The 23,825-nt window shown below is 58.5% G+C and carries 22 protein-coding genes; 13 read left to right on the forward strand and 9 right to left on the reverse strand.

Features of this window, described 5'->3' with window-relative positions; translation table 11 throughout:
- Positions 1-23 precede the first annotated feature (23 nt).
- The 13 genes from BLQ85_RS08650 to BLQ85_RS08710 all read left to right on the forward strand — a co-directional run bounded on the left by BLQ85_RS08650 (position 24) and on the right by BLQ85_RS08710 (position 13,502).
- Positions 24-1,085 carry a Gfo/Idh/MocA family protein gene (locus BLQ85_RS08650; RefSeq protein ID WP_074575944.1) on the forward strand — a complete coding sequence of 354 codons (1,062 nt, stop codon included), beginning with the start codon at positions 24-26 and terminating at the stop codon, positions 1,083-1,085.
- Between the two features lie 7 nt (positions 1,086-1,092).
- On the forward strand, positions 1,093-1,647 hold the full coding sequence (locus tag BLQ85_RS08655) for an acyltransferase (RefSeq protein WP_217631816.1): 555 nt from the start codon (positions 1,093-1,095) through the stop codon (positions 1,645-1,647).
- Positions 1,648-1,655: 8 nt separating this feature from the next.
- Positions 1,656-2,759 (forward strand): DegT/DnrJ/EryC1/StrS family aminotransferase, encoded by a 1,104-nt coding sequence (locus BLQ85_RS08660; RefSeq protein WP_175456099.1) that lies wholly within the window; start codon positions 1,656-1,658, stop codon positions 2,757-2,759.
- A gap of 135 nt (positions 2,760-2,894) precedes the next feature.
- The gene (locus BLQ85_RS08665; RefSeq protein ID WP_074575947.1) at positions 2,895-3,854 is read left to right on the forward strand and encodes an NAD-dependent epimerase/dehydratase family protein; all 960 of its coding nucleotides are present in this window, start codon (positions 2,895-2,897) and stop codon (positions 3,852-3,854) included.
- Positions 3,851-4,957 carry a DegT/DnrJ/EryC1/StrS family aminotransferase gene (locus BLQ85_RS08670; RefSeq protein WP_074575948.1) on the forward strand — a complete coding sequence of 369 codons (1,107 nt, stop codon included), beginning with the start codon at positions 3,851-3,853 and terminating at the stop codon, positions 4,955-4,957. The genes BLQ85_RS08665 and BLQ85_RS08670 overlap by 4 nt, the downstream gene beginning before the upstream one ends.
- 45 nt (positions 4,958-5,002) lie before the next feature.
- Entirely contained in the window at positions 5,003-6,007 is a 1,005-nt protein-coding gene (locus BLQ85_RS08675) for a hypothetical protein (RefSeq protein WP_074575949.1), read from the forward strand.
- A gap of 186 nt (positions 6,008-6,193) precedes the next feature.
- On the forward strand, positions 6,194-7,114 hold the full coding sequence (locus tag BLQ85_RS08680; RefSeq protein WP_074575950.1) for a methionyl-tRNA formyltransferase: 921 nt from the start codon (positions 6,194-6,196) through the stop codon (positions 7,112-7,114).
- A gap of 38 nt (positions 7,115-7,152) precedes the next feature.
- Positions 7,153-8,352: a glycosyltransferase family 4 protein gene (locus BLQ85_RS08685; protein WP_074575951.1), complete on the forward strand. Its 1,200-nt coding sequence runs from the start codon at positions 7,153-7,155 to the stop codon at positions 8,350-8,352.
- Positions 8,349-9,341 (forward strand): lysylphosphatidylglycerol synthase transmembrane domain-containing protein, encoded by a 993-nt coding sequence (locus BLQ85_RS08690; protein ID WP_074575952.1) that lies wholly within the window; start codon positions 8,349-8,351, stop codon positions 9,339-9,341. Before BLQ85_RS08685 ends, BLQ85_RS08690 begins: the two co-directional genes overlap by 4 nt.
- 60 nt (positions 9,342-9,401) lie before the next feature.
- A complete protein-coding gene (locus BLQ85_RS24565; RefSeq protein ID WP_175456076.1) occupies positions 9,402-9,575 on the forward strand; it encodes a hypothetical protein in 174 nt (57 codons plus the stop codon).
- Positions 9,559-11,379 carry a hypothetical protein gene (locus BLQ85_RS08700; RefSeq protein WP_139200930.1) on the forward strand — a complete coding sequence of 607 codons (1,821 nt, stop codon included), beginning with the start codon at positions 9,559-9,561 and terminating at the stop codon, positions 11,377-11,379. Before BLQ85_RS24565 ends, BLQ85_RS08700 begins: the two co-directional genes overlap by 17 nt.
- 146 nt (positions 11,380-11,525) lie before the next feature.
- Positions 11,526-12,254, forward strand: coding sequence for a class I SAM-dependent methyltransferase (locus BLQ85_RS08705; RefSeq protein ID WP_139200931.1), 729 nt, complete (start codon positions 11,526-11,528; stop codon positions 12,252-12,254).
- Positions 12,255-13,502: a glycosyltransferase gene (locus BLQ85_RS08710; protein WP_074575956.1), complete on the forward strand. Its 1,248-nt coding sequence runs from the start codon at positions 12,255-12,257 to the stop codon at positions 13,500-13,502.
- 39 nt (positions 13,503-13,541) lie between these two features.
- Here the strand turns inward: BLQ85_RS08710 and BLQ85_RS08715 are convergent, their stop codons facing one another.
- From BLQ85_RS08715 to BLQ85_RS08755, 9 genes are all read right to left on the reverse strand, one after another.
- Positions 13,542-14,807, reverse strand: coding sequence for a glycosyltransferase (locus tag BLQ85_RS08715; RefSeq protein WP_139200932.1), 1,266 nt, complete (start codon positions 14,805-14,807; stop codon positions 13,542-13,544).
- 17 nt (positions 14,808-14,824) lie between these two features.
- Positions 14,825-16,783 carry an asparagine synthase (glutamine-hydrolyzing) gene (asnB, locus tag BLQ85_RS08720; protein ID WP_074575958.1) on the reverse strand — a complete coding sequence of 653 codons (1,959 nt, stop codon included), beginning with the start codon at positions 16,781-16,783 and terminating at the stop codon, positions 14,825-14,827.
- Positions 16,783-17,793 carry a class I SAM-dependent methyltransferase gene (locus BLQ85_RS08725; RefSeq protein ID WP_083336796.1) on the reverse strand — a complete coding sequence of 337 codons (1,011 nt, stop codon included), beginning with the start codon at positions 17,791-17,793 and terminating at the stop codon, positions 16,783-16,785. Before BLQ85_RS08725 ends, asnB begins: the two co-directional genes overlap by 1 nt.
- On the reverse strand, positions 17,783-19,012 hold the full coding sequence (locus tag BLQ85_RS08730) for a glycosyltransferase family 4 protein (protein ID WP_074575960.1): 1,230 nt from the start codon (positions 19,010-19,012) through the stop codon (positions 17,783-17,785). Before BLQ85_RS08730 ends, BLQ85_RS08725 begins: the two co-directional genes overlap by 11 nt.
- Before the next feature lie 159 nt (positions 19,013-19,171).
- A complete protein-coding gene (locus BLQ85_RS08735; protein WP_074575961.1) occupies positions 19,172-19,891 on the reverse strand; it encodes a class I SAM-dependent methyltransferase in 720 nt (239 codons plus the stop codon).
- Positions 19,892-19,952: 61 nt separating this feature from the next.
- Positions 19,953-20,699, reverse strand: coding sequence for a TauD/TfdA family dioxygenase (locus BLQ85_RS08740; protein WP_074575962.1), 747 nt, complete (start codon positions 20,697-20,699; stop codon positions 19,953-19,955).
- A 43-nt stretch (positions 20,700-20,742) separates the two neighbouring features.
- On the reverse strand, positions 20,743-21,447 hold the full coding sequence (locus BLQ85_RS08745; RefSeq protein WP_083336797.1) for a WbqC family protein: 705 nt from the start codon (positions 21,445-21,447) through the stop codon (positions 20,743-20,745).
- Between the two features lie 13 nt (positions 21,448-21,460).
- Positions 21,461-22,567: a DegT/DnrJ/EryC1/StrS family aminotransferase gene (locus BLQ85_RS08750; RefSeq protein ID WP_074575963.1), complete on the reverse strand. Its 1,107-nt coding sequence runs from the start codon at positions 22,565-22,567 to the stop codon at positions 21,461-21,463.
- A gap of 4 nt (positions 22,568-22,571) precedes the next feature.
- Positions 22,572-23,825, reverse strand: coding sequence for an ABC transporter ATP-binding protein (locus tag BLQ85_RS08755; protein WP_074575964.1), 1,254 nt, complete (start codon positions 23,823-23,825; stop codon positions 22,572-22,574).

Raw genomic sequence — 23,825 nt, forward strand, 5'->3', positions numbered from 1 at the left:
TCCAATGCTTCTGAAAGCCTGACATGCGCCGCTGGCCCGCCCCCATCACAGGCAGAAAAATCCGCTTTGCCGTCGTCGGTTGCGGTCGCATTGCCCGAAACCATTTTGCCGCGCTCAAGCAACATGCGGAATACGCGGAGCTGGTCGGTGTCTGCGACATCAACAGCGAGGCTTTGCGCGCCGCGGCGGCTGAAACCGGCGCCAAGCCTTACGGCAGCCTTGCCGACCTGCTGGAAGACACGAACGCGGACATCGTGGTGCTCACGACGCCCAGCGGCTCGCACCCCGAGCAGACCATGCTGGTGGCCGCGGCCGGCCTGCATGTCATGACGGAAAAACCCATGGCCACGCGATGGAACGACGGCTTGCAAATGGTCAAGGCCTGCGATGACGCCAACGTCCGCCTGTTTGTGGTCAAGCAGAACCGGAAGAACGCCACCTTGCAGCTGCTCAAGCGCGCCGTGCAGCAAGGGCGTTTCGGCCGCATCTACATGGTCAACATCAACGTGTTCTGGACACGGCCGCAGGAGTACTACGACAGCGCGGCCTGGCGCGGCACCTGGGAATATGACGGCGGCGCCTTCATGAACCAGGCCAGCCACTATGTGGACCTTCTCGACTGGCTGATCGGGCCCATCGAAAGCATCCAGGCCTATACGGCGACCTTGGCGCGCGATATCGAGGTGGAAGACTCCGGCGTCATCAGCGTCAGGTGGCGCTCCGGCGCGCTCGGCTCGATGAACGTGACCATGCTGACCTACCCGAAAAACCTCGAGGGCAGCATCACCATCATCGGGGAGAAGGGCACGGTCAAGGTGGGTGGTGTCGCGGTCAACGACATCCAGCACTGGCAGTTTTCCGATTCGCACGAAGACGACGACAAGGTCAAGGATGCGAGCTATGCCACCACCTCGGTCTATGGTTTTGGCCACCCCCTCTATTACGACAATGTCATCAAGGTGCTGCGAGGCGAGGCGGAGCCCGACACGGACGGCCGCGAAGGCCTGAAATCCCTCGAAGTCCTGATCGCCGCCTACCTCTCCGCGCGCGACGGCAAGCGCATCGCGCTTCCGCTGGACTACTGACGTGGGCATCACGATCCATCCCAGCGCCATCGTCGATGAGGGCGCGAGCATAGGCGAGGGAACGCGCGTCTGGCATTGGGTGCATGTCTGCGGCGGCGCGACGATAGGCAAGGGCTGCTCTCTCGGACAGAATGTTTTTGTGGGCAATGACGTGGTCATAGGCGACAACGTCAAGATACAAAACAACGTGTCCGTCTATGACGCCGTGAGGCTGGAGGACGACGTTTTTTGCGGCCCCAGCATGGTTTTCACGAATGTGTACAACCCCCGCTCCGCCATCACGCGCAAGGACGAATACCGCAAGACCCATGTGCGGCGCGGCGCGACCTTGGGCGCCAACTGCACCATCGTGTGCGGGGTGGAAATTGGTGCCTACGCTTTTGTGGGTGCCGGTGCCGTGGTCAACCGCGACGTGCCCGCTTATGCGTTGATGCTGGGAATGCCGGCGCGCCGCAAGGGCTGGATGTGCAAATGCGGCGTGCAGCTCAAGGGGGAGGGCGAGATCCATTGTGCTTGCGGCCTGGCTTATCGGATCGACAAAAACAGCTGCGTTGCCTTATGACATCCAAAATTGAATTCATCGACCTGAAGTCGCAATACGCGCAGATGCGCGAGCCCATCAATGCCCGCATCCAGCAGGTTCTGGACCACGGCCAGTACATCATGGGGCCCGAGGTCAAGGAGCTCGAGGACAGGCTGCAGGATTTTGTAGGTGCCCGGCATTGCATCACGGTGGCTTCGGGAACCGAGGCTTTGCTGATCGCGCTGATGGCGCTGGACCTGAAAGCCGGCGATGAGGTCATCACCACGCCGTTTACCTTCATCGCCACGGCGGAAGTCATTGTCCTGCTGGGCGCGATTCCCGTTTTTGTCGATATCGAGCCCGATACCTGCAACATCGACTGGCGCCTGATCGAAGCCAAGATCACCCCCAGGACCAAGGCCATCATGCCTGTGGGCCTGTATGGCCAGACCGCCGATATGGACGAGATCAACGCCATCGCGGCCCGCAATGGCAATATTGCCGTGATCGAGGATGCCGCCCAGAGTTTCGGGGCGACGTACCGGGGCCGCAAAAGCTGCAACCTTTCGACCATCGGCTGCACGAGTTTTTTCCCCAGCAAGCCGCTTGGCTGCTACGGCGACGGCGGCGCCATTTTCACCAATGACGACGGGCTGGCCAAGGCCATGCGCGAAATCCGCGTGCACGGCCAGGAAAGGCGCTACCACCACACCCGTGTGGGCGTGGGAGGGCGCATGGACACCCTGCAGTGCGCTGTTGTGCTGGCCAAACTGGAAACTTTCGAGGCGGAGATTCAAAGCCGGCTTGCCCTGGGCGAACGCTATGCGGAACTGATCCGCAAGGCCGGTGCGCCGGCCGGACTGCTGGCGGTCAGGCCCGACAGGACCTGTGTCTGGGCCCAGTTCACGGTGTTTATCCAGAATCGCGATGCGGTCCAGAAAAAACTGCAGTCGGCGGGTGTTCCCACGGCCGTCCACTATCCGGTCGCGCTCAACCGGCAGCCCGCGTACCTGCACCTGGGCAGCGCGGACAGCACCCCGCTCAGCGATGCGGCGGCCGGCACGGTGATCAGCCTGCCCATGCACCCGTATCTCACCGAATCGACGCAGGCGTTCATCGTGAACGCCCTCACCGACGCGCTTTCGGCTTGACGGCGTCGCCGGCTCAGGGCCGGAGCAGCTAAAATCAGCAATTCGGCATCTGGTGGGCATAGTGATGGCTCACATCGCCGGTCGAGGCCTGCAATCGGCCTGGCGCAGTTTTCTTCTAAACAAACAGGGTTCGCGATGGCAATCAAAGGCAAAAAAATCTTCATCACCGGCGGCGCTGGTTTTATCGGCTCCACGCTGGCGTCCCGCCTGTGCGCCGACAACGAGATGGTGCTGTTTGACAACCTCGATCGCAACACGCTGCAGCACTCCGAACTCGGCAAGAACAAAAACATCCGCCTGGTCAAGGGCGATGTACTCGACTTCAATGCGGTGAACCAGGCCATGGCCGGCGCCGACATCGTGGTGCACGCCGCCGCCATCGCGGGCATCGACACGGTGATCAAATCGCCTGTGCGGACCATGGAGGTCAACATGATAGGCACGGCCAACGTGCTCAAGGCCGCGCAGCAAAACAAGATCAAGGACCGTGTCCTGGACTTCTCGACATCGGAAGTGTTCGGCTCCATGGCCTATCGCGTTTCGGAAACCACACAAACCGTCGCGGGCTCCGCAGGCGAGGCGCGCTGGGTCTATGCCGTCAGCAAGCTGGCCGGCGAGCACCTTGCGCATTCCTATTTCAAGGAGTTCGGCCTTCCCGTGGTCACGGTGCGGCCCTTCAATGTCTACGGGCCCGGCCAGACCGGCGAAGGCGCGCTGCAGATATTTGTCCGCCGCGCACTCAAAAATGAACCCATCACCATTTACGGTGACGGAACGCAGATCCGCGCATGGTGCTATATCGACGACATGGTCGACTGCCTGATGCTGGCGCTCGAAGACAAGCGCGCGATCGGCGAGTCGTTCAACGTGGGCAATGCGCGGGCCGTGACAACCATCTTCGGCCTTGCCGAAGCCGTGTGCCGCGTACTGGAGTCCAAGTCCAAGATCGAATTCAAGCCGGCGCTGTCCGCCGACATCGAGTTGCGTATTCCGGAAACCGCCAAGGCCAAGGAGCTGCTGGGCTTTTCCGCCAAGGTCGATCTCGAAGAGGGCGTGCAGAAGACGGCCGTGTGGTTTCGGCAGAACCTGCTGTGATTCGCCTCGCCGTCCCTGATATTCGCGATGAGGACATCGCCCGCATGGTCGAGGTCGTCAAGAGCGGCCAACTCGTCCAGGGAAAGGCCGTTGAAGAGTTCGAAGCGGCGCTGGTCGAATTTTCGGGCATTCCTCACTGCGCCGCCGTGTCGTCGGGAACTTCCGCCTTGCACCTGGCGCTGCTCGCGCTGGGGATAGGCCCCGGCGACAAGGTCCTGGTGCCGGCTTTTACCTATCCGGCCACCGCCAATGCCGTCGAACTGGTCGGCGGCAAGGTGCTGCTGTGCGACGTCGATCCGCAAAGTTATGTGGTCACGCCGCAAGCCGTGGAAAAGGTGCTTGCCTCTCCCGAGGGGCGGGATATCAAGGCCATCATGCTGGTGCACGAGTTCGGTTTTCCCGTCGAGGTCAAACGCATCGCCGAGCTGGCCGCGAGCCGCGGCATCAAGGTCATCGAAGACGCCGCCTGTGCGCTCGGCACGGTCGCCGATGGCTTCCATCCGGGCTATTACAGCGACATGGCCTGCTTTTCCTTCCATCCGCGCAAGGCAATCACCACCGGCGAAGGCGGTGCGATGATGTCACGCAACGCCGAGCTGGTCACGCTGTCCAAACGCCTGAGAAACCACGGGACCCAGCCCGCCAACGGGCGCATGGACTTCACCGAGGCGGGGCTGAACTACCGACTAACCAATTTCCAGGCCGCGCTAGGCATCAACCAGATCGCAAGATTTGCGCAGGAGCTTGATTCCCGCAAGGAGATGGTCAAAACCTACTTTGCCCGATTGGCGGGCAACGCGCAGGTGGAATTACCGCAGGACAACGCGGGCCATTCCTGGCAGAGTTTTATGGTCGTCATCCGCGGCGGCGCGCGCGAGCGGGTCAAGGCGGCGATGGTCGATCTGGGGATTGAAGTCAATCTGGGTGCCCATGCCCTCAATTGCCTCACGTACTTCCAGCGCAAATACGGTGTTGATGCCGCAAGCTGCCCTGTGTCCACAATGCTTTACCAGGACGGGCTGGTTCTGCCTCTGCGTAGCATGCTGACGCCGGACGAGCTCCTGTTTATCTGCGACTCCCTGGAAAAAGTTGTAGGCCCCTGATGACTGCTCCAATTGGAATGTTCGCCGACTGACGGTAATGCACACATGACGGCCGAAATTCCAAACCTCGCGCGCACTGCGCAACTCATCAAGCAAGCGGTTCACAAGCTTGAGCTGGACCTGTCCGGTCTTACCGTGTTGACGGAAGCCGCAAGTGGTCCTTACGCCGTGACCCCGGTGATCGCCGCCATGGCCGGCGCCAAACGCGTGCTCGCCATCACGGCGGACTCCTCTTACGCGACTGCCGATGAGGTCATACGCCAGACCAGGTCGTTGGAGAGCCTGTGCGGCCTGCCGCAACGAGTCGAAATATTTCAGGAGCGCCACCTTGCGCTGTTTGCCGAGGCCGACATTGTGACCAACCTCGGATTTGTCCGCCCTCTGGACGCGAAGGTTGTACTGTCCATGCGCCGGGGAAGCGTGGTCCCGCTCATGTGTGAGGCTTGGGAGTACCGGCCGCAGGATCTGGATCTGCGCGCTTGCCAGCAACAAGGGGTGCATGTTTTTGCGACCAATGAAGATTTTCCGGCGATCGACGTTTTTGCCTACAGCGGATGGTTGGCTTTGAAGATGCTGTTTGAGGCCGGTATTGAAATCCACCGGAGCAAGGTGGTGGTTGTAAGCGGGGACAAGTTTGGGCGGGTCATAGAGCAGCGTCTACAGGCCAACGGTGTTGACGTCATGCGTGTCGACCGCCTGGATCGCGAAATCATTGCCGGCGCGGATGCCGTCATTCTGGCGGATTACGCCCGCCTTGATGAAATCATCGGTGAAGGTGGTGATGTGACGGCCGCCGACGTATCCCGATTCATGCCCGGTGGCGTGGTCATTTGTTTTGCGGGCCGCGCGGATGTCCGAGGCCTGGGCGCCAACGGCGTGCGGGTCCATCCGAATAGAGAGTTGCCCGCCCGCCGTATGGGATTAACGCTGGCGCATCTGGGCGCGCGTCCAGTGGTGGATTTACATGCCGCCGGCCTGAAAGTCGGTGAACTGGCTTGCCGGGGCGTTGAGGCAGACTCGGCATTTTCCGCGTTGATGCAAAAAATGTGACTGGTTAACCGGACGGCGAGATCGCACTTTATTGGCGGAGCCCCGGATGCGCCATGAACTAAAGATGAAGTAGCTTGCGCCCGCAACGCTCTTGCACCTGTGGGAATACGCGTTAACACCTGGGGCGTATTTCAACAACGGCGGCATTGCAGGCGCAGGCCGGTTTTTGGAACTGAGAGGGTAAAAATGCGCATAGCAATAATAGGGCGGACAGAAATTCTGTACGGGATGGTGCCAAGATTGATTTCGCAGGGGCACCAGGTGTCGCTGATCGTGACGGCAAAAGAAGCGCCCGAGTACTCCAAAACATCGGACGACTTCAAGGCGCTTGCCAACGGCTTGAACATTCCCTTCATTCATACTCCCCGTATTGAGGAGGTCGCCGCGCAAATTCGCTCGATGCCTGAAATTGATATCGGCGTCAGTCTGAATTACAGCGGTGTGATACCGCAATCGGTCATTGACCTCTTTCCCCTGGGAATCCTGAATGCCCACGCCGGTGATTTGCCGCGCTATCGCGGCAATGCGTGTCAGGCATGGGCGATCATCAATGGCGAGGAGCGGATCGGGCTTTGTATCCACCGGATGATTGGCGGCGAGCTCGATAGCGGCGACATAGTTGCGCGCGAATTTCTTCCCATCGATATCAATACGACCGTGACGCAGGCCTATGACTGGATGAGTGAGCGCATCCCATTTCTTTTTGAAGAAGCGCTGATGAGTCTCCAGCAAGACGCCGCCTACGTTGTAGAGCGCCAGTCGAAAGATCCCAAGGACGCCCTGCGCTGTTATCCAAGAAAACCAGAAGATGGGCGCATCAAATGGGGCGATAAAAACATTGATGTCCTGCGCTTGATCAATGCCAGTACCAAGCCATTTGCCGGAGCTTTTTGTTATCTTGAAGAAGCGAAGTTGATTGTCTGGGGCGCGGAACTGGCCCCCCAGGAAAATTTCCTCGCGATACCGGGGCAGGTCACCGAGATCGGAGAGGGCTTCGTGGATGTCGCGTGCGGCGCCGGGAAAATACGGTTGCTGAAGGTAGAGAGCCCCGATGGCATGACGGCGCCCAACAAGCTCTTTCGCTCGCTCAGGCAGCGTCTAAGTTAACGCCGGGCTCATGAGCCTCTAGATTTGAGAGACAACACTTGAATATTCTGATTGTTACGGCAATGTTCCCGCCCATAAGGACAGGGACGTCTTTTTATGCATTTAATTTATCGAATGCGTTGAAGGCGGGCGGCCATACAGTGGGTATCGTGACGGTGGAGACGCCGCAAGACGGTAGCCCCAATGCATTGCGACGTGACGAACTGGTAATAGCCAAATTGGGCGCGTTCAGGGTGCCGATGAAGAACTTCTTCAACCACCTGCGATTTGCCTCGCTCTTCCCGTCGAGTTATTCGCGGCTGTATAAGGCGTGCAAAGAGTTCAAACCCGATGTCATTTTTGTCGTCAATCACTACCTGGACATTGTTTTTCCCGCAATATTCGCGAGCAAGGCGCTGGGCATTCCTCTTGTTTGCTCGGTCGGTACGCAATTGCAGTCCGCGAATCCGAGGCGTGATCGATTGCTCAACATCCTGGATCGGATCATTTGCGGGTGGGGCGTTTTCCCTTTCTGTAAAAAAATTATTGCATGGGACCGAGAAATATTCCGCTATCTCTCCGACATCCAAGGGGATAGGGTCACCAAAAAAACGGCAATTGTGAACTTCGGCGTGAATGGAGACGAGGATGTGCTGTTTTCCCATGAGCATGATTACGAGGCCTGTACCCAGATATTGGGCGTGGGTGCCGTCACGGAGCAGCGCAACTTCTTTCCTCTGATCGAGGCCTTTTCAAGGCTGAGCCAGACATTTCCCCGGCTCAGATTGAAAATTGTGGGTCATGTGTACTACCAGGGAACGGTGGATCTGATCGAATCGCTGGGACTGTCGGGCAAAGTGGATTTGGTCGGGGAGCAGGCTCACGAGTTTGTGCTGCAGCAGATGCGGCAAAGCGCCTTGTACTTCATGTCGCTTTCCGGCCGGTACCTGGGGCTGGGAACCGCCACCCTCGAAGCGATGTTGCTAGGCTTGCCGGTGGTTGCCAACGTTCCTTTTGACCTTCTCGGCACCGCCGATCTGGTTAGCGGGGAAACCATCATGCTGAGTGACGGCCTGGACCCGCTCAAAATTGCCGCTGTGATGGAGTCATTGCTCCTCGATCCGGATATGCGCCGGCGTGTCGGCACCGGAGGCAAAAAATTTGCGCGCCAGAATCTCTATTGGAAAAAAGTGGCGCACGACATGAGCGAAGTGTTGGGTCAAGTCGTTCTTGATGCTGCGCCTAAGGCTTCGAAGTGAAGTACAAGAACATACTGGGGATGGGTTTTAGCCTGGGCCTGGCGGCCTGGATCATCTCCAGCTATGACATAGGCGACGTACTCAAGTACCTTTCAGGCGCCGATATCTCGTACTTGCTGGCGTTGCCCCTGCTTTTTCCAATTAACTATCTGCTGCGGGCCACGCGATGGCGGGCCTTGTTTCATGCGGATCTCAAGCCCAGAACCGGTACGCTGCTGCGGGCGCTGATGGTCGGCTATATGATGAACAACCTGCTGCCGGCAAGGGCGGGCGATATCGCCCGAATCTATTTACTCGGACGCCGCACCTCCATCTCAAAGAGCACCGTGCTCGCGACGGTGGTCGTTGAGAAGGTCGGTGATCTGCTGATTACCGCTTGCCTGATTGCGATGGTGCTGATTTTTCTTCCGGCCAGCGCGTGGATCCGCAGCGGTGGATATGTTTTGGCTGTCTCCTCGCTGGTTGGCTGCGTTGTTCTGGTGATGGTGCCGGTTTTTGGCGGTACCTTGCAAGCGCTGCTGGTGCGCTATCTCCGATTTCTTCCCGAGGGCATCTATAAACGGATTCTCGTTGTCGTGGATAACCTGATTTCAGGTATCAGAGATGGGATCAGGCCTCGAGAAATCGTTCTTTTCGCTGCTTATTCGCTGGCGATTTGGGCGCTGGAGGTTGTGATCATGTTATTGATTGCCCGCTCCATGGGCATACAGCTGGGCTTCATGCCTTTGCTTTTTGTGATGCTCGCCATTGCCGTTGGCACCATGATTCCTTCCTCGCCTGGATTTATCGGGACATTCGAATATTTCTCGCTCAAAGCGCTGGCCTTGGTCAGCGTGACGGGGCCCGCGGCCTTGGCCTTCACGCTTTTTTACCATGCCATCGTGTTGCTCGCGACGACGCTAGGGGGACTGTTTTTTGTGCTTCTGCCCGGGCGGGAAAAGATATTCGAGTTGCTTAAACGAGGTCGCGAGGTGGACCATGTTGGCTGATCAGGTGTTGAACTCTTTACGCACGGTGCCAGGTCCGGGCGAAGTTCTATGGAGTTGATTTTGAATAAACCAGACAAGTTGCATCGCATCCGGGATGGCCTGCTGCTGCTGTTGCTTTGCCTTTGGCTGATCGGGCTATTGCTCCTGGCCTGGGGCGCTACCCCTTTGCTGGAGTCGCCCGTCTGGCTCGCGCAGTTGGTGCAGAAATTCTTCCATCGTGACTACATTTTCTAATCTGTCGATTCTTCTCCTTGCGGCAAGTGCCGCAGGCCTCGTGGCTGTCTATGCAGTGACGGCCTGGTGCGCTGGACGCCTGTTCAGCTGGAAAGCCGAAGCACAGCAAAGCCTGGTTTTGACTTTTGCCCTGGGCCACGCTGTGCTCGCGATCATGTTGCAGCTCGTCGCGGTGGCCGGTTTGCTCCGATGGCCCGTGGTCGTCGCGCTGTTTGCCGCGCTGGTGATCGGCAGCCTGCTGCTTGTCCCGCTACGTTTGCGTCGATTCGATTTGACCGAGCTGCTCCCGCGTTCGCTGTTGTCCCGGATCCTTGCCTGCGGCGTCGTGGTGCTGGCGTTTGGTTTGTTGGCGGCATCGTTTTCCATGCCCGGCACGGACGCGCTTGCCTACTATATGGCCCAGCCCAAGCTCATGGCGGCCACCGGCTCCTACACCTTGTTGGCCGCCTATGAGTCGTTCGGTGTTCTTCCCGCAATTGCGGAAATGCCGTATGCCGCCCTGTACCTCTGGGGCGGCGACACGCTGGGCTTCGTCTCCGCCAAGTTTTCGATGTGGCCAGTGCTGCTGGCCATTCTTGCGTTGCTTTGGCAGTCCGCGAAGGCGGTCAAGGCTACCACCGATTCGGCCTGGGTGCTCGTGGCCTTCGCCATTACAAGCTCCGCGGTAACGCTTGTTGCATGGGACGGGAAAACCGACCTGGTCGGGCTGATGTATCTTCTCGCCGCTTTGCTGTACATGCCGGGACTCCTGTCGCCGTCGCTGATACGCCGCGAGATATTCCTGTTTGGGTTTCTGGCTGCTTGCGCGGTGATGGCCAAGCTGTCTTATGCGTTGATACTGCCGTTCGTGTTGGGTATTCCGTTGGTGGGTATTTGGTGGAAGGACCCCAAAAAACTCTGGACGATTGCGCTGATCGCGGCAGCTGCGGTTGTTTGCGCGTTTGTGCTCGGGTGGTGGCTCAAGAATGGGATTTTATTTGGCGACCCATTTGCCCCCTTTCTTCGCATGCGTGAAACTACGCCGAAGTTCGACGTGGACCAAGTCTGGTTCAATGCCGAGTACACCCGATGGATTGTGAGAACCTACCCATTTGCGGTGACTTTCGGCAAATACCCGATGCAGCACGGAGGCATTTCACCCATGTGGTTAATGCTGGTTCCCGCGTTGCTGATGAAACCCTGGCAATCCGAGGGTGGCCGAAAAGCGCTGTGGCTGGCCGCCGGTAGCGTAGTCGCCTTGTGCGTTTGGGTGCTGCTGAGGCCGTCAGTTATTGCGCCCCGCTACTTTTTCCCCGCATTGCTTATTCCCGGGCTCGTCTTGATTCTGGGATATCAACTATGGATGGAAAAGAAGCCGGCACTTGCCCGGCTTGCCGCGCTTGCCGTGTGCCTTCTGCTTGGGTTCAATATTCAAAGCACAAGGTTGGCCTTTCTCAATTTCACGGAGCCGCTCGTGGCGGCGTTGAAAGGTAATCTCTCTGTCGCACCGCTGTTATCTCGCATGCGATACCTGGATTCCGATCCTAGAAGTGATGTGAAGGTACTTCTTCTGTCTTACTCCAGTGAAGTTCTGCCGAGCCACATGTTGACGTCTTTCTACACCAGAAATGATCTCAATAAAGATGAAAACGTGTGGTCGTTTGTCATGCGTGAAAAAATCGATTACATCGTTTATGACCCGATGACGCATAAACGGCCGGATGTCGAGGGAGGCCCTCCCGCAGGCCTGTCGGTTAAACCCATCACTTTTGCTGCCGGGGCCTACTATCTCTATGCAATTGCGCGGCCGTCCGATCCACAGTAACCCGCCCTCTTCTTTTCGGGCCTAGCGCTTACGGCGAAGACACGCGGAGCGTTGCGAAAACGCGCTTCCAGCACACTCAAACTAATTCGCCTTCGGCTTTTCTTCGATGAGAAAATAGGAAATCGACATAGGGACCAAGGATTTTTATGATTAAACGCTTTATCCGCACCATCCTTCCTTCGCCAGTTCTGGCCTACCTGCGCGGTATCCGCGCGTCGGGTGCTGTGCCATCCGGCATCTCCCAAAAAACTCATCCGGACGGCAAGAGGGCCTCGCTGGATTTCGATGGAATTTATCAGCGCAACGGATTTGAAGGAACAGAATCAAGATCCGGTGGTGGTTCGACGCTTGAGCAAACTCGTGTGATCAGCCGTGAGATCCCGCTGTTGCTCAAGGAGTTGGGCGTCAAGCACTTTCTCGACGTGCCTTGCGGCGACCTGAACTGGATGCGTTATGTAGAGCTTGGTGACGTGAAATACACAGGCGGCGATATTGTTCAAACCATTGTCGATAAAAATACCGCGGAGTATGGCGACGAGAAGCGCAGCTTTCAGAGAATCAACATCATTACCGGTCCCCTGCCTGTTGCTGACATGATCTTTTGTCGGGATTGCCTGGTTCATTTGAGCTTTGCCGATGGTTTGTCCGCGCTTGAGCAGTTTCGCAATAGCGGAGCTAAATGGCTGTTGACGACCACGTTTACTGACCGGGCCTCCAATAGTGATCTTTACGAGGGGGATATCTGGCGTCCGTTGAATCTCGAAAAGGCGCCCTATAACCTGCCTAAGGCGGAGCGCTATATCAACGAAGCGTGCACCGAGGGTGGCGGGCTGTTTGGCGACAAATGCCTGGCACTATGGCGGATTGACTCGTAGATGAACGTACTGCAAGTGAATTACACCGATGTGATGGGACATCGGTTCAATGGAGGGGCTTTGACTTCCTGGCTGCAGAGCCACGGTCACCACGCACGGCAAGCTGTCAGTGTGAAGCAATCCACGAGTCCGGAATCCATTTCGCTTGTACCCGCCCGGATCAGCCGGGTTACCGAGTCACTTGCCTATAGGGTCCGCAAAGTCGAGAACGTGTTGGGTTTGCATAACGTCTTGTACCCGCAGTCTTTTCTGTTGCCATTTAATCAGGCGTTCAAGGATGCCGATGTTGTCCACTATCACATCATTCATAACCAGTTTTTCAGTTACCTTGCTTTGCCATGGTTAACGCGAAAAAAACCGAGCGTATGGTCGCTGCATGATCCGTGGGCCCTGACAGGCCATTGCATACATCCGCTGGATTGCGAAGGCTGGAAAACGGGGTGCGATCCATGTCCGCATCTGGACTATCCATTCGCACTCAGGCGAGACACCGCTGCACTCAATTTCAAGCTGAAGGATTTTTCGTACCGGAACTCGAAAATGCATCTTGTGGTTGCAAGCCAATGGATGCAGCGCCTTGTTGAGCAATCGCCGCTGCTCCGGCAGTTTCCGCTCCATTTGATCCCCTTCGGATTAAACCTGGGCATCTTTCATCCAGGAGAGAAGCTGGCGGCGAAGGCCAAACTGGGTTTGTCAGCGGACCGTCTTGTCATAGGCATGCGCGCTCTTGAGGGCGCGTTTAAAGGCTTCGAGTACGCACTGAAAGCTATCGAATTGTTGCCTGCGGATTTGCCCATACAAATACTGACCTGTCAGCGACAGGGCATGTTTTCCCGTATCGACGGAAAATTTCCGGTGCGCGAGCTGGGCGAAATCGAGGGTGATGAAGCGATGGCAGAGTTCTTTCATGCAACGGATATTCATCTGATGCCGTCTATGGCCGAGAGTTTTGGCATGATGGCGATGGAGGCTGCGGCATGCGGGGTTCCTTCTGTGGTTTTTGATGGAACACCGCTGCCGGACATCTGCTTTGCACCACTAGGGGGAATGGCCGTGCCGCGCGGCGACGCCAATGCCTTGTCTCATGCGCTATACAGGCTGGCAACTGATAGCGGACTGCGCCAAGAGATGGGTTTGAAGGCGCGTGAGCTCGCTGAAATCAACTACGGGTTTGACCGATACGCCAGATCGATGCTCGACGTGTACGAACAAACAATGGCGTCGCACGGCGAGAACTCCAGGCCTTGAAGGCGGTTGAAGACTGGTCGTGATACGGCCGTTGCCTCTCTATGCCGCGACACTCTTCACAAGTTGCTTGATTCGTCCCGCTACTGTCCGACTGTCAACTTCGCTTTCGACCAAGCGCAAATTCTTCCCGGTAAATTCCTCCACGGGGACATCGGACCTGAGCACGGCAAGTACTGCATTCGCCAGTATTTGCGCATCTCGTGGCGGCACAAGCAGTCCATTCTCATTGTGAGTTACCCACTCCCTGATTTGGGGGATGTCTCCCATGACGACTGGCACGCCACAAGCCATGGCTTCCAGCATGCAATTGGGCAGCGAGTCGTTCGATGATGGCGACACCATCACGTCCGCAGCGCGGTAATACAGCGGCATGGTTTTCCAGTCTACTTTGCCGTCGCGTCTCAAGTTCCCGGCGATGCCCAAGGCAGAAGCCCTTTGAAGATGCTCTTGCCACAGCTCCTCGCTTCCCACCCCCGATATAAAAACGAACAGTGTGTCGGGCACCTGCGCCAATACGAGGCTGGCGGCCTCGATGATCACGTCGCTGTTGAGGTAACCGCCAAGGCCGCGAGGGCACAGCACCACATTGCGTGCCGTGATCGCGAGTGCCTGTCTGGCTTCTTCCTGCGCAACCGAAGGGTTGAATAATTGCAGGTCCACACCGGGATAGCGGATCAGCTTGACCTTGTCCTCACTGGCACCATAGCCCAGGCAGGCATCCCGCGCGGCGCCGGAGTTGACCGTGATCGCCGCTGCGCGCCGGGAGGCGCGTTCGACCAATTTTTTCTTGAAGGCACGTTCGACGCCGTCATGCTGCGCCCACCAGGTGACATCGCCATTCCAGAAAGTGATCATCAGGGGAATTCTTCTGGGCAGCAACAGCGCCAGGTAGCAAGGGTAGAGCAAGGTCTGCACAAACACCAGGTCGGGCTTGAACTCGCGCGCATAACGCCTGACCATCAGCATGTCATTGAGCAGAACGCTGTGTTCCAGCAGTGTCGTGGTTTTGTCGAAAGGCTTCATGAGCCAATGCAGCGGGAGGGCGCGATTCCTGTTGATCCAGCGCTTGATGCGGCTCATCAGGTCATGCCTGGGCTCTTGCGCGGGCATGGCTTTTGAGAGGTAGTAGTTCTTCGCATTTCCGAACTCGTAGGCGAAGGTCGAGATGACCCCGACTTCAAACGACGGGTCCGCGGTGAATATCCCGATGCGGCGCCGCGCATGGATGGAGTCGCCCCACGCGAGAAACAGCACACGTGTTCGGGAGTTGCTGCTTGGCGGGGCGGAGGTGTCGGGAGTGTTCACGGCGAGCCTCGCATTTGCTACGCCATCGGAGCGGCCGGAGCGTCAAGCACCTCCCGGGCCCACAGCTCCGTCATCATCAGCAGCCAAGGTTGCGGCCAGCTTGCCGCGTTGGCGGAAAAACTGGACTTCAAGACGGCTACTGCCTCGGGATCAAAGAAGCCGCGCTTTGCGACGGACGCTGGCGACAGTGCGTCGTCAAACACATCCTTGAGCGGACCTTTGAGCCATGTGCCGAACGGCATGCCGAAGCCGCGCTTGGCTTGCTGGTCCATTCCGGGCGGCAGCAAGCCTTGCGCGGCATCGATCAGCACGCGTTTGGTCCCCGTATCCCGGTAACTGGCCGTTTCGGGGTTGGGAACGCCTGTCAGCTTGCCCAGCTTTGCCGACCGCGGGAGTGCCATGGCCAGGTCGGCCAGCAAAGGATCGAGAAACGGTACCCTCACCTCCAGGGAGTGGGACATCGACACGGCATCTATGTCGCGCAGCAACTGGTTCTGGGTGTAGCCGCGCATGCACAGGGCGGAAACCCTCTCGAGCGTGGTGGCACCGGGCATCTCGTCGGCCTGGAGAATGTCCAGGGAGGGTTCGCGGCCGACCGAGGCCTGGCTTCGATAGGCTTGCGCCAGAAATTTCCCGGCGCCCGCATTGCCGAAGATCTGGTAGATCCGCGCGAAGCGCGCCAGAAATCCATGTGAGTTTCGCGCCATTTCCAGCCGTGGACCGAGCCGGGTGCTGCTCATGCTGTCCCACATCGGGCTGCGGGCCACTGCCGCGAGCAATTTCGCGGGCAGGCTTGCGGCGCCCAGGGTTGCCTCCTGTTCGCCGTAATTGGTCATCGTGATGAACCAGGGGTAACCGGCAAAAAGCTCGTCGCCCCCTGTGCCCGAGATGGCGACGGTAACCGCCTGGCGCGCGGCCAGTGATACAAAGTAAGAGTTGACGCCGTCGACCGATGGTTGGTCCAGCGCGCCGGCGATATGGTGGATGCGGTCGCGAACTTCCTGCCCGGTGACCACCACGCGGGCATGGTCGGTGCCGATATAGGCGGCCGTGCGGGCCGCGTCATTGGACTCGTCCATCGAAGCCCCCTCGGCCTCGAACCCGACGGAGAAAGTCCTGACCCGGTGGCTGCTGTTGCGCGCCATCAGCGCAACCAGCAAGGAGGAATCGATGCCCCCGCTCAGGAAGGCGCCTACCGGGACATCACTGACCATCTGCAGCCTGACGCTCTCTTCGAGCGAGTCGCGCGTGATTGAGACGAGCTCCTCATACGGCAGGCCGGCGAGGTCGCCGCGGCGGCCGGTATCGAGCCGCCAGAACCGTTCAATGCGCTGGTTGCCGCCTTCTATCGTCAGGCGGTGCCCGGGCAACAGCATGTGCACGCCCTTGATCATGGTTTGCGGCTGGGCGACCGACCCGAAGGTCAGCAGCAGGCGCAAGGCCTCGGGGTTCACATGGGGGGCGACCATGCCGCTGGCGAGCAGGGCCTTGATTTCCGACGCGAAAATCAGCTTGCCGGCGCTTCCGCTGTAAAGCAGCGGCTTGATGCCCAGATGGTCGCGCGCGAGCAGGAATTTCTCTTTTCCCGGCCCCTTGCGCTTGTCGTAGATTGCCAGGGCGAACATGCCTCGCAGGCGGAGCAGGAAATCGTCTCCATACTCTTCGTACATGCGAAGGACAACTTCGGTGTCCGAACGTGACTGGAAGCTGTGCCCCTTCTTTTCCAGAAGGGCGCGTTCCTCGTGGAAGTTATAAAGCTCGCCGTTGTAGACGATCCATACAAGGCCATTGTGGGCGCACATCGGCTGGTGGCCGCCGGGGGTGATGTCGATGATTGCCAGCCGGGCCATGCCAAGTGCGACCCCGGGTTCATGGAACACGCCGGAATCGTCAGGGCCCCGGTGGTGCATGGCCTTGACCATCGCCGCGACCCGCTCGGGCGACGCCTGGCCGAGGATGCCTGCGATGCCGCACATCAGGCGGCCGGCCGCGGGTGCGGCGCTTGTTGCGGCTTGCGTGCGCGTGCTTCGACGCCGTTGCCCGCGTAATAAGCCTCTATCTCGTGCATGCCGCATTTCTCGAGATGGGTCTTGATTTCGTCCGCGCTTCTGAGGTGCTTGAAGAAATCGGTCACGGTGTCGTGCGTATCGAGCGTGGCCCATACCTTCAGCAGCGCCGGACCCAGCTGCGGATAGGCATCGTGGTAGTCCACAACCGGCGAGGCGCGTAAGAACCAAGGCCTGAGGCTACGCAAGACGGGCCTGGCGCGTCCCCACCAGAACAGGCGGTGCAGGGGCCACAGCAGCGCGGTCAGTGCGCTGCAGACCCGCAGCGGCCAGCGGCCCGGCAGTTTCAGCAGCACGGCGCGGACGATGCGCCTTGAAAGGGTCTCGGGATAGCCCTGGGTGTAATGATCGATCACAAGCAGGCCGCCCGGCTTGACCTGCCGGCACAGGGCTGACATGGTTTGCTCCGGGTTCGGCGTGTGCTGGATCACGCCGATGCAAACGACAACGTCGAATTGCTCCGGGGTGAAAGGCAGGGCCAGGATGCTGGCCTGGGACACCCGATAGTGTTCGAAGTGACTGCAGTTCTTATAGTTTGCGTCCACCGCGCTGGACAGGTCAACGGCAGAAAGATGAGCACCAGCTTTCAGCAAGAGTTCGCTGAAACGGCCCGCGCCACAGCCTGCCTCCAGGACCTGCTTGCCGGCAACCGCGTCGAAAGTCCCGCCCAGCAGGCGCCGGAGGCGGTCGGTGGAGATGGTCAGGCCGGTCTGCGAGTCGAGTTGGGTGGTCCGGTAGTAGTTCCATTGCAGGCCGAAGGCCGAGGCATAGTTGTCGGTGGGGACGAAGCGCGCGATGTGGCCCGAGACCGGAAACTGGCAACCCTCGGGGCATTTCAGATGGCCGCTGTGCGGCTCCAGCGGCAAAGCATGTTGCGGGCACGCCAGGGCCGGTTGTGATGTTGGGGTATCAGGCTGCATGTTGTAATTTTTCCAGGACCAGATCCGCGGCTCGTTCCGGTGAGAAGTATTGTTCTACATAACGACGGGAGTCCATGCCGATTTTCTCCCGGATTTCCCGGCTGGCGCTTAACCGCGTCAACTGGTCGCAGATTTCCTGTGCCGTTGCGGCGTGGCAAATGGGTGATTCCTCGCCCAATTCCCGTTTCAAGACCTCCGGACTGCAGCGAGTGATGACTGGCCGTCCGGTTGCCATCGCATCGAGCGTTCCCATGCCTATGCTTCCCTCGCCAAAATGTTCGGTCACGATATCCGCGGACTTGTACTCCTCATAGAGCTCGGTCTGGCTCATGGCTTCTAGCCAGGTGACCGAGTTCTCGAACCCTTCCTCCCGGATCAATTGCTCAGTCGCTTCGATGTCCGCACCCTTGCGGACGAGACGAATATCCAGGGCGGGTGCGCCCAGGTTATTTCGGATGAACAGGCCCAATCCGCGGATCAGCACGTCGGTGCCCTTGTAGTCGAGTTCGCAAATGAAATGTTCCCGGGGTTTTTTCCAGGTAATGCGGGCGACGTTGAGGATTCGCAGTTTGTTATTGGCGGGGTAAGGCGCATAGTCATAGCGCTCTATGTCGGAAAGCATGAAGAAGACACGATGGGCGGGCGGCGCGCCGATTTCATCCAGCAACCGGTCACCGTTCTTCAGCAAGCCCCTGGGGAAATAACTGAGGCCCGCGGCCTTGCGTATCCCGCTGCGCTGCCGGTCGATTTTGGCGCGTAATTGCTCGCGACTTCTGATTTGTAATCGGCGCGCCGTCCACTGCGAGCGGCGAAACAGCTGTCGCAGGTGAAAGCGCGGAAGAGGATAGGCGAAATCCAGGTATTGCAGGTCCGCCAGTATTTCGAGGTCCGTCCCCGTCAGCAAGGCGAAGGCGGGCTTCCCTATCCAGTCCGATACCGACGGAGCAAATTCATTGAGCACTACGGCATCACATGAGCGCAGGATATGAAGTGCCTGCTCGAGCAGGCCATCGCCTGGCGTGCTGTCCCACAAGCTGATGCCTTGGAAGTCCACGATCCAGTCGGGATAGGGTACGGTGATCTCCGGATAGCGGCTCTCCGGGCGGTTCAGCGGGCTGTCGCTGTCCACGAGAAATACGACCGAATGGCCCTTGCTTTTGAGGGCGCGCGCCAGTGTGAACGGGTAATTGTTGGCATTGCCTAGAAAGCCGATTTTCATGGGGCTGCGTTCATGTGTTTCTGCCCCTGCGGGCGATGGCAACGTGGTAAGGAGCCGTCGCCGGAAACTGTCTTGCCGGCAACCCCCTCTTCCCCGGGTTGGCCCGTTGGAGCTGCCGCTCGTTGCCCTGGGTCTTGTGCAAGCCCCACAGCACGCACTTCAGCCTATGAGCCTCGCGACAAAGAGCTTTCGCGTCAACTGCTGCGCCATTTCGTAGCGGGGGCTGTTGATGATCTTGTCAGTGATGGCCTGGTTGACGCCGTCATAGGACGAGAATGCGTCGTCAAAGCAGATCCAGCCGCCGGGCACCAGATGCCTTTCGACCCGCGCGATATCGCTGCAAACCGCTTCGTAGCTGTGGTCGCCGTCGATAAAGGCGAGTTTGCAGCGAAAGTTTTTCGGCGCCTGGCTGGAAAACAGTTCAAGGTCACCGCGGAACGGCGTGACCACGTCCTGCAGCCCCTGGTCGGCAATGCATTTCTGGAAAGTCTTGAGCAAACTCGGGTCGCGGTCGTACACCGGAACAATGTCGCGCTCGAAGGGCTCCTTCCAGACGGTTTGTTCGTGGTAGGCCTCGAAAACCTTGCCGCCTATCGTCACCTTGAACGAATAGGAACCATCCTTGTTCTCGTACCAGTCGGATTTCTCGGGGAACAGGTCGACGCAATGCACCTTGGTGCCTTTTCCGAGGCGCGCGGCGAAGCCAAGGGCGATGGCGGAGCGGCCGCACCAGGAGCCCAGTTCCAGGATGTCTCCCTCAAGCCCGGAGGTTGACATGCCCAGCATGAAGAGCGAATAGAGTTGGTCCAGCGGGGTCCAACCCGGCACGTCCTGGACTGCGCTTTCGATGGACTTGATGGCGGGAGTTTGTTGGGGCATGTTGGGTCCTGGGTATTCCAGTGATTGATGTGTAGAAAAGGAGAGAGGCGGAAGCTGTGGGTCAGATTTTCCACATGGACTGGAACAGGATGCGCTCAAACGGCTTGGTGGCGGTGAAAGCGGTCCTTCCGTGCAGGACTTTCTGGTCGTGGAAGCAGAGGCAATCACCGCTGTCGCAATGGATGAATTCAACGCTCGAGGTTTTCTCCCGTTTTTCGAGGTACGCAAAAAAGGCCTCGCACATGGCTTTGACGGCGGGATCGCTTTTGTCGGTGCGGTAGTAGTTCCAGAAAATGTTGGGCTCGGGCCGAAGTTTGATGATCGGGGTCTTGTTGAAGTATTCACCCGCGCCTTTTTGGATGGTGACTTCGACGGAGGTGAGATCCGCGAGCAAGGCGGGTTCATCATCGGCAAGGTCGGACATCAGGCGGTCCAGCGCATAGATTGATTGTTCGCCACCGGACAGCGCCTGCTTTTCGATGACGAAGAAGTTTATTTCCGCTGGGTCCGAAAACCAGGAGTTGTCGTTGTGCAGCGGATGCCGGGTATTGCTGTGCGCATACACCGTCGATTTGTCCGGCTGGTAGGAAATTTCCCACCAGCGAGAGTGCTCGATTTTTTCCGCGAGGTTGTATTGCCGTGTATCGAGCTTCAAGCCGCAGTTCTCCGCCAGGAATTTGGCCCAGCCCTCTTTGTCGAACAGGTCCATTCCCTTGCGGATGAGAAGAACGCCTCCGTCTTTGCCTAGGGCTTTTATTTCACTCGACAGTTCGGCCAGATCGTATGCGGGGGTCAGAATTTTGCTCATGATGTGATGAGGGTTGGGGTTGAAGGTTGGGCTGGTTTGGAGCTCATTCGATGAGTTCGTAGCTCTGCAGATGCTGTTTTGCGCCCGTAAATCCTACCTGCATTAAGAGGTCAATGATGGACAAATGGGGGACAAATTTGGGCGCTGCTTGAGAATAATCAAAGGATGAGGTCGAGATGAAGCGCAAATCAATGCCCCGCCGTGCAAAAGCGGCCGGATCATAAATGGCCTTTCCGCCGATTGCATTGACATAGGTGCCCGCTTCCTCGGTCTCGCAGATATCCAGAACCCGGTCCTGCCCCGACAGATGACGATTGTCATAGCTTGCGCTGCTGAGCGCAAACTCCGTATCGATGTCCAGCAAGCCCGCGAGTGTACTGATCTGGTGGGCCAGGTAGGCGGACAGGCTGGGTGTCTCGTGCCGGATCAGGTTCTCAATGGAGGGAAATACCTCGGAGAAAAAGGGGGCTCTTCCGTAAGAGAGTGCGACCATTTTGGCCAGCTTGCCTCGCCACCGGCCACTTCCATCCACGTTGGTTTCCGCAATGGTCTTGTAGGGCGAGGCCCTTTCGAGCGGGACGGTGATGTAGGTGGGCTCCGCGTTTACCAGGATACGGTTGCGGTTGATCCAGCCGCTCTTGATGTAATTCACGTCGTCATAGATGACGAACTTGTCGACGGCGCTGATCAGCTGCCAGTACCCCAGGTACGGGAAGAAATAGGGCTGCATGATGGCCAGGCTGCGCACGATGCTTGCCGGCTTACCCGCTGATGAGCTGGACGATTTCTTCGATCTGGGCCGCCGAGAGGCCCGGGTAGATCGGCAGGCACAGTATTTCTTCGGCGGCCTGGTGGGCCACCGGGAGCAATGAGGGGTCGGAAGACGGCATGTTCCGGTACGGCGTCAGGTCGCTGATCAGCGGGTAGAAATAGCGCCGCGAAAAAATCCCCGCGTCCTTGAGTTTTTGGTACAGCTCGTCCCTGCTGGTCGGGTAGTCTTTCCGCACGCGAAGGGGGAAGTAGGAATAACTGGTTTCCTGTCCCTCTATCAGAGGCAGGATTTTTATCCCCTTCACCGGTGCCAGCGCGCGGCGGTAGTGCGCATCCACCAAGCGGCGCTGCTGCCGGGCTTCGTCAATGTGCTTGAGCTGCAGCAGGCCGAATGCCGCGTGAATCTCGCTCATCTTGCCGTTCAGGCCCGCGCTTTCAACGGTGACCTCGTTGACGTAACCAAAGTTTTTGAGGCGGTCGATCTTTTGCTTGGTGGCCAGGTCGGGGGAGATGATGGCGCCGCCCTCAAAGGTATTGAACACCTTGGTGGCATGAAAACTCAGGACCGACAGGTCGCCCTGGTTGAGAAGGCTCTGGCCCTGAAAATTCACCCCGAAGGCATGCGCCGCGTCGTACAGCACCTTGAGCTTGTGGGTTTCGGCGATCTTGCGGATGGCCGTCACGTCGCATGGGTAACCATAGCAATGCACCGGCAGTATGGCGGTCGTTTGCGGCGTGATCGCGGCCTCGATACGCGCGGGATCGAGGTTCAGGGTGTCCGGCTCAATATCGACAAAGACGGGCTTGAGTTTGTTCCATAGCAGCGAGTGCGCCGTGGCGACAAAGGAGTAGGGGGTGGTGATGACCTCTCCCTCGACCTCCAGGGCCTGCAGCGCCGTTACCAGCGCGATCGTCGCATTGGTGAACAGCGACAGGTGCTCGACGCCCAGGTATTCACAAAGCGCTTTTTCCAACTGCTGGTGAAACGGCCCACCGTTGGTCAGGACTTTGCTGTCCCAGATCGCCTGCAGGGACGGAATGAACTCCTCCAGGGGCGGGAGGAAGGGCTGGGTGACGTAGATCGGCTTTTTGTTCATGTGTTCAAACCCGCGAAAAATCCCACTGAAGCTTGGGCCGCACTGCTCCTGGGAGTTCCCCCATCCAGGAATTGGCGACTCGCCGATCATCTTGAACTTCAAACACGAGGGGATTCTCCATCTCGAACAGCACGGTATTGCCGTCTCGCACAAAGTAGATGTGGAGCGTGTAAGTGCCGGTGTTTAACAGATTGGGCGGAATGTGGCAAACGCTGGAATACCGGCCCTTGCCGACCTGCCGCGGGTCCTGCGAGCTCACAAAAATGCATTCCCCCGAGATGGTTCTGAGGTGAAAACTTGCATAAAAGAGCACGTCGTCCAGCAGCAGGCTGTAGCTCAATTCCACTTGCAGCGCGGTCGCGACCGTCAGTGCTGCTTGCGGATTTCCCTGTGCGGACACCATGATTTTGTGAACTGTGACGTTCTCGTTACCCGGTGCAGGCTCATCGTCGGCCCAGGAGAGTTCATGGGTGTTTCGAAAGCCATGGCCCAGGTATTCGTCGACGACTGAAGCTACCGGGCCGGCGCGGACGATTTTTCCCTTGGAAAGGCTGATCGCGCTGTTGCACAGCGACTTCACCGCCGCCAGGTTATGGCTCACGAAAATGACGGTGCGGCCCTGTGAGCCGGTTTCCTTCATTTTGCCGAGGCATTTTTTCTGGAACTGGGCGTCGCCCACGGCGAGCACTTCGTCGAGGATCAGGATTTCCGGTTCCAGATGTGCGGCAACGGCGAAAGCCAGGCGCACGTACATGCCGCTGGAATAGCGCTTGACGGGGGTGTCGATGAATTTTTCGATCTCGGCAAACGCCACAATCTCGTCGAACTTGGCCAGTATCTCGGCTTTGCGCATGCCGAGGATGGCGCCGTTCAGGAAAACGTTTTCACGGCCAGTCAGCTCCGGATGAAACCCGGTGCCGACTTCAAGCAGGCTGGCGATGCGGCCATTGAGCCGGACTGACCCGCGTGTCGGGGCCGTGACCTGCGAAAGAATCTTGAGCAAGGTGGACTTGCCGGCACCGTTGTTGCCGATGACGCCGAGCACATCTCCCTGCTGGACCTGGAAGGACACGTCGTCAAGCGCCAGGAAATGGGCATTTTCGGTGGCCGATTCGTTTGCATGGAGGCTGGCGTTGGGATCTTCCTTGCCACGCACGCGCGCCCACCAGCTCTGCAGGTCGTGGGACAGCGTGCCGTGGTTGATGGTCCCGAGACGGTATTCCTTGCTGATGTTTTCAACGCTGATGGCAATGGTCAT

Source organism: Polaromonas sp. JS666 (assembly GCF_900103405.1).
Lineage (GTDB): Bacteria > Pseudomonadota > Gammaproteobacteria > Burkholderiales > Burkholderiaceae_C > Polaromonas.

Coding starts and splice junctions, on each gene's coding strand:
- BLQ85_RS08650 (WP_074575944.1), top strand. CDS start 24: ATGCGCCGCTGGCCCGCCCCCATCACAGGCAGAAAAATCCGCTTTGCC.
- BLQ85_RS08665 (WP_074575947.1), top strand. CDS start 2,895: ATGGCAATCAAAGGCAAAAAAATCTTCATCACCGGCGGCGCTGGTTTT.
- BLQ85_RS08675 (WP_074575949.1), top strand. CDS start 5,003: ATGACGGCCGAAATTCCAAACCTCGCGCGCACTGCGCAACTCATCAAG.
- BLQ85_RS08680 (WP_074575950.1), top strand. CDS start 6,194: ATGCGCATAGCAATAATAGGGCGGACAGAAATTCTGTACGGGATGGTG.
- BLQ85_RS08705 (WP_139200931.1), top strand. CDS start 11,526: ATGATTAAACGCTTTATCCGCACCATCCTTCCTTCGCCAGTTCTGGCC.
- BLQ85_RS08710 (WP_074575956.1), top strand. CDS start 12,255: ATGAACGTACTGCAAGTGAATTACACCGATGTGATGGGACATCGGTTC.
- asnB (WP_074575958.1), bottom strand. CDS start 16,783: ATGTGCGGCATCGCAGGCATCCTCGGCCAGGCGTCGCCCGAGCGGGTC.
- BLQ85_RS08725 (WP_083336796.1), bottom strand. CDS start 17,793: ATGCAGCCTGATACCCCAACATCACAACCGGCCCTGGCGTGCCCGCAA.
- BLQ85_RS08730 (WP_074575960.1), bottom strand. CDS start 19,012: ATGAAAATCGGCTTTCTAGGCAATGCCAACAATTACCCGTTCACACTG.
- BLQ85_RS08735 (WP_074575961.1), bottom strand. CDS start 19,891: ATGCCCCAACAAACTCCCGCCATCAAGTCCATCGAAAGCGCAGTCCAG.
- BLQ85_RS08740 (WP_074575962.1), bottom strand. CDS start 20,699: ATGAGCAAAATTCTGACCCCCGCATACGATCTGGCCGAACTGTCGAGT.
- BLQ85_RS08750 (WP_074575963.1), bottom strand. CDS start 22,567: ATGAACAAAAAGCCGATCTACGTCACCCAGCCCTTCCTCCCGCCCCTG.
- BLQ85_RS08755 (WP_074575964.1), bottom strand. CDS start 23,825: ATGACCATTGCCATCAGCGTTGAAAACATCAGCAAGGAATACCGTCTC.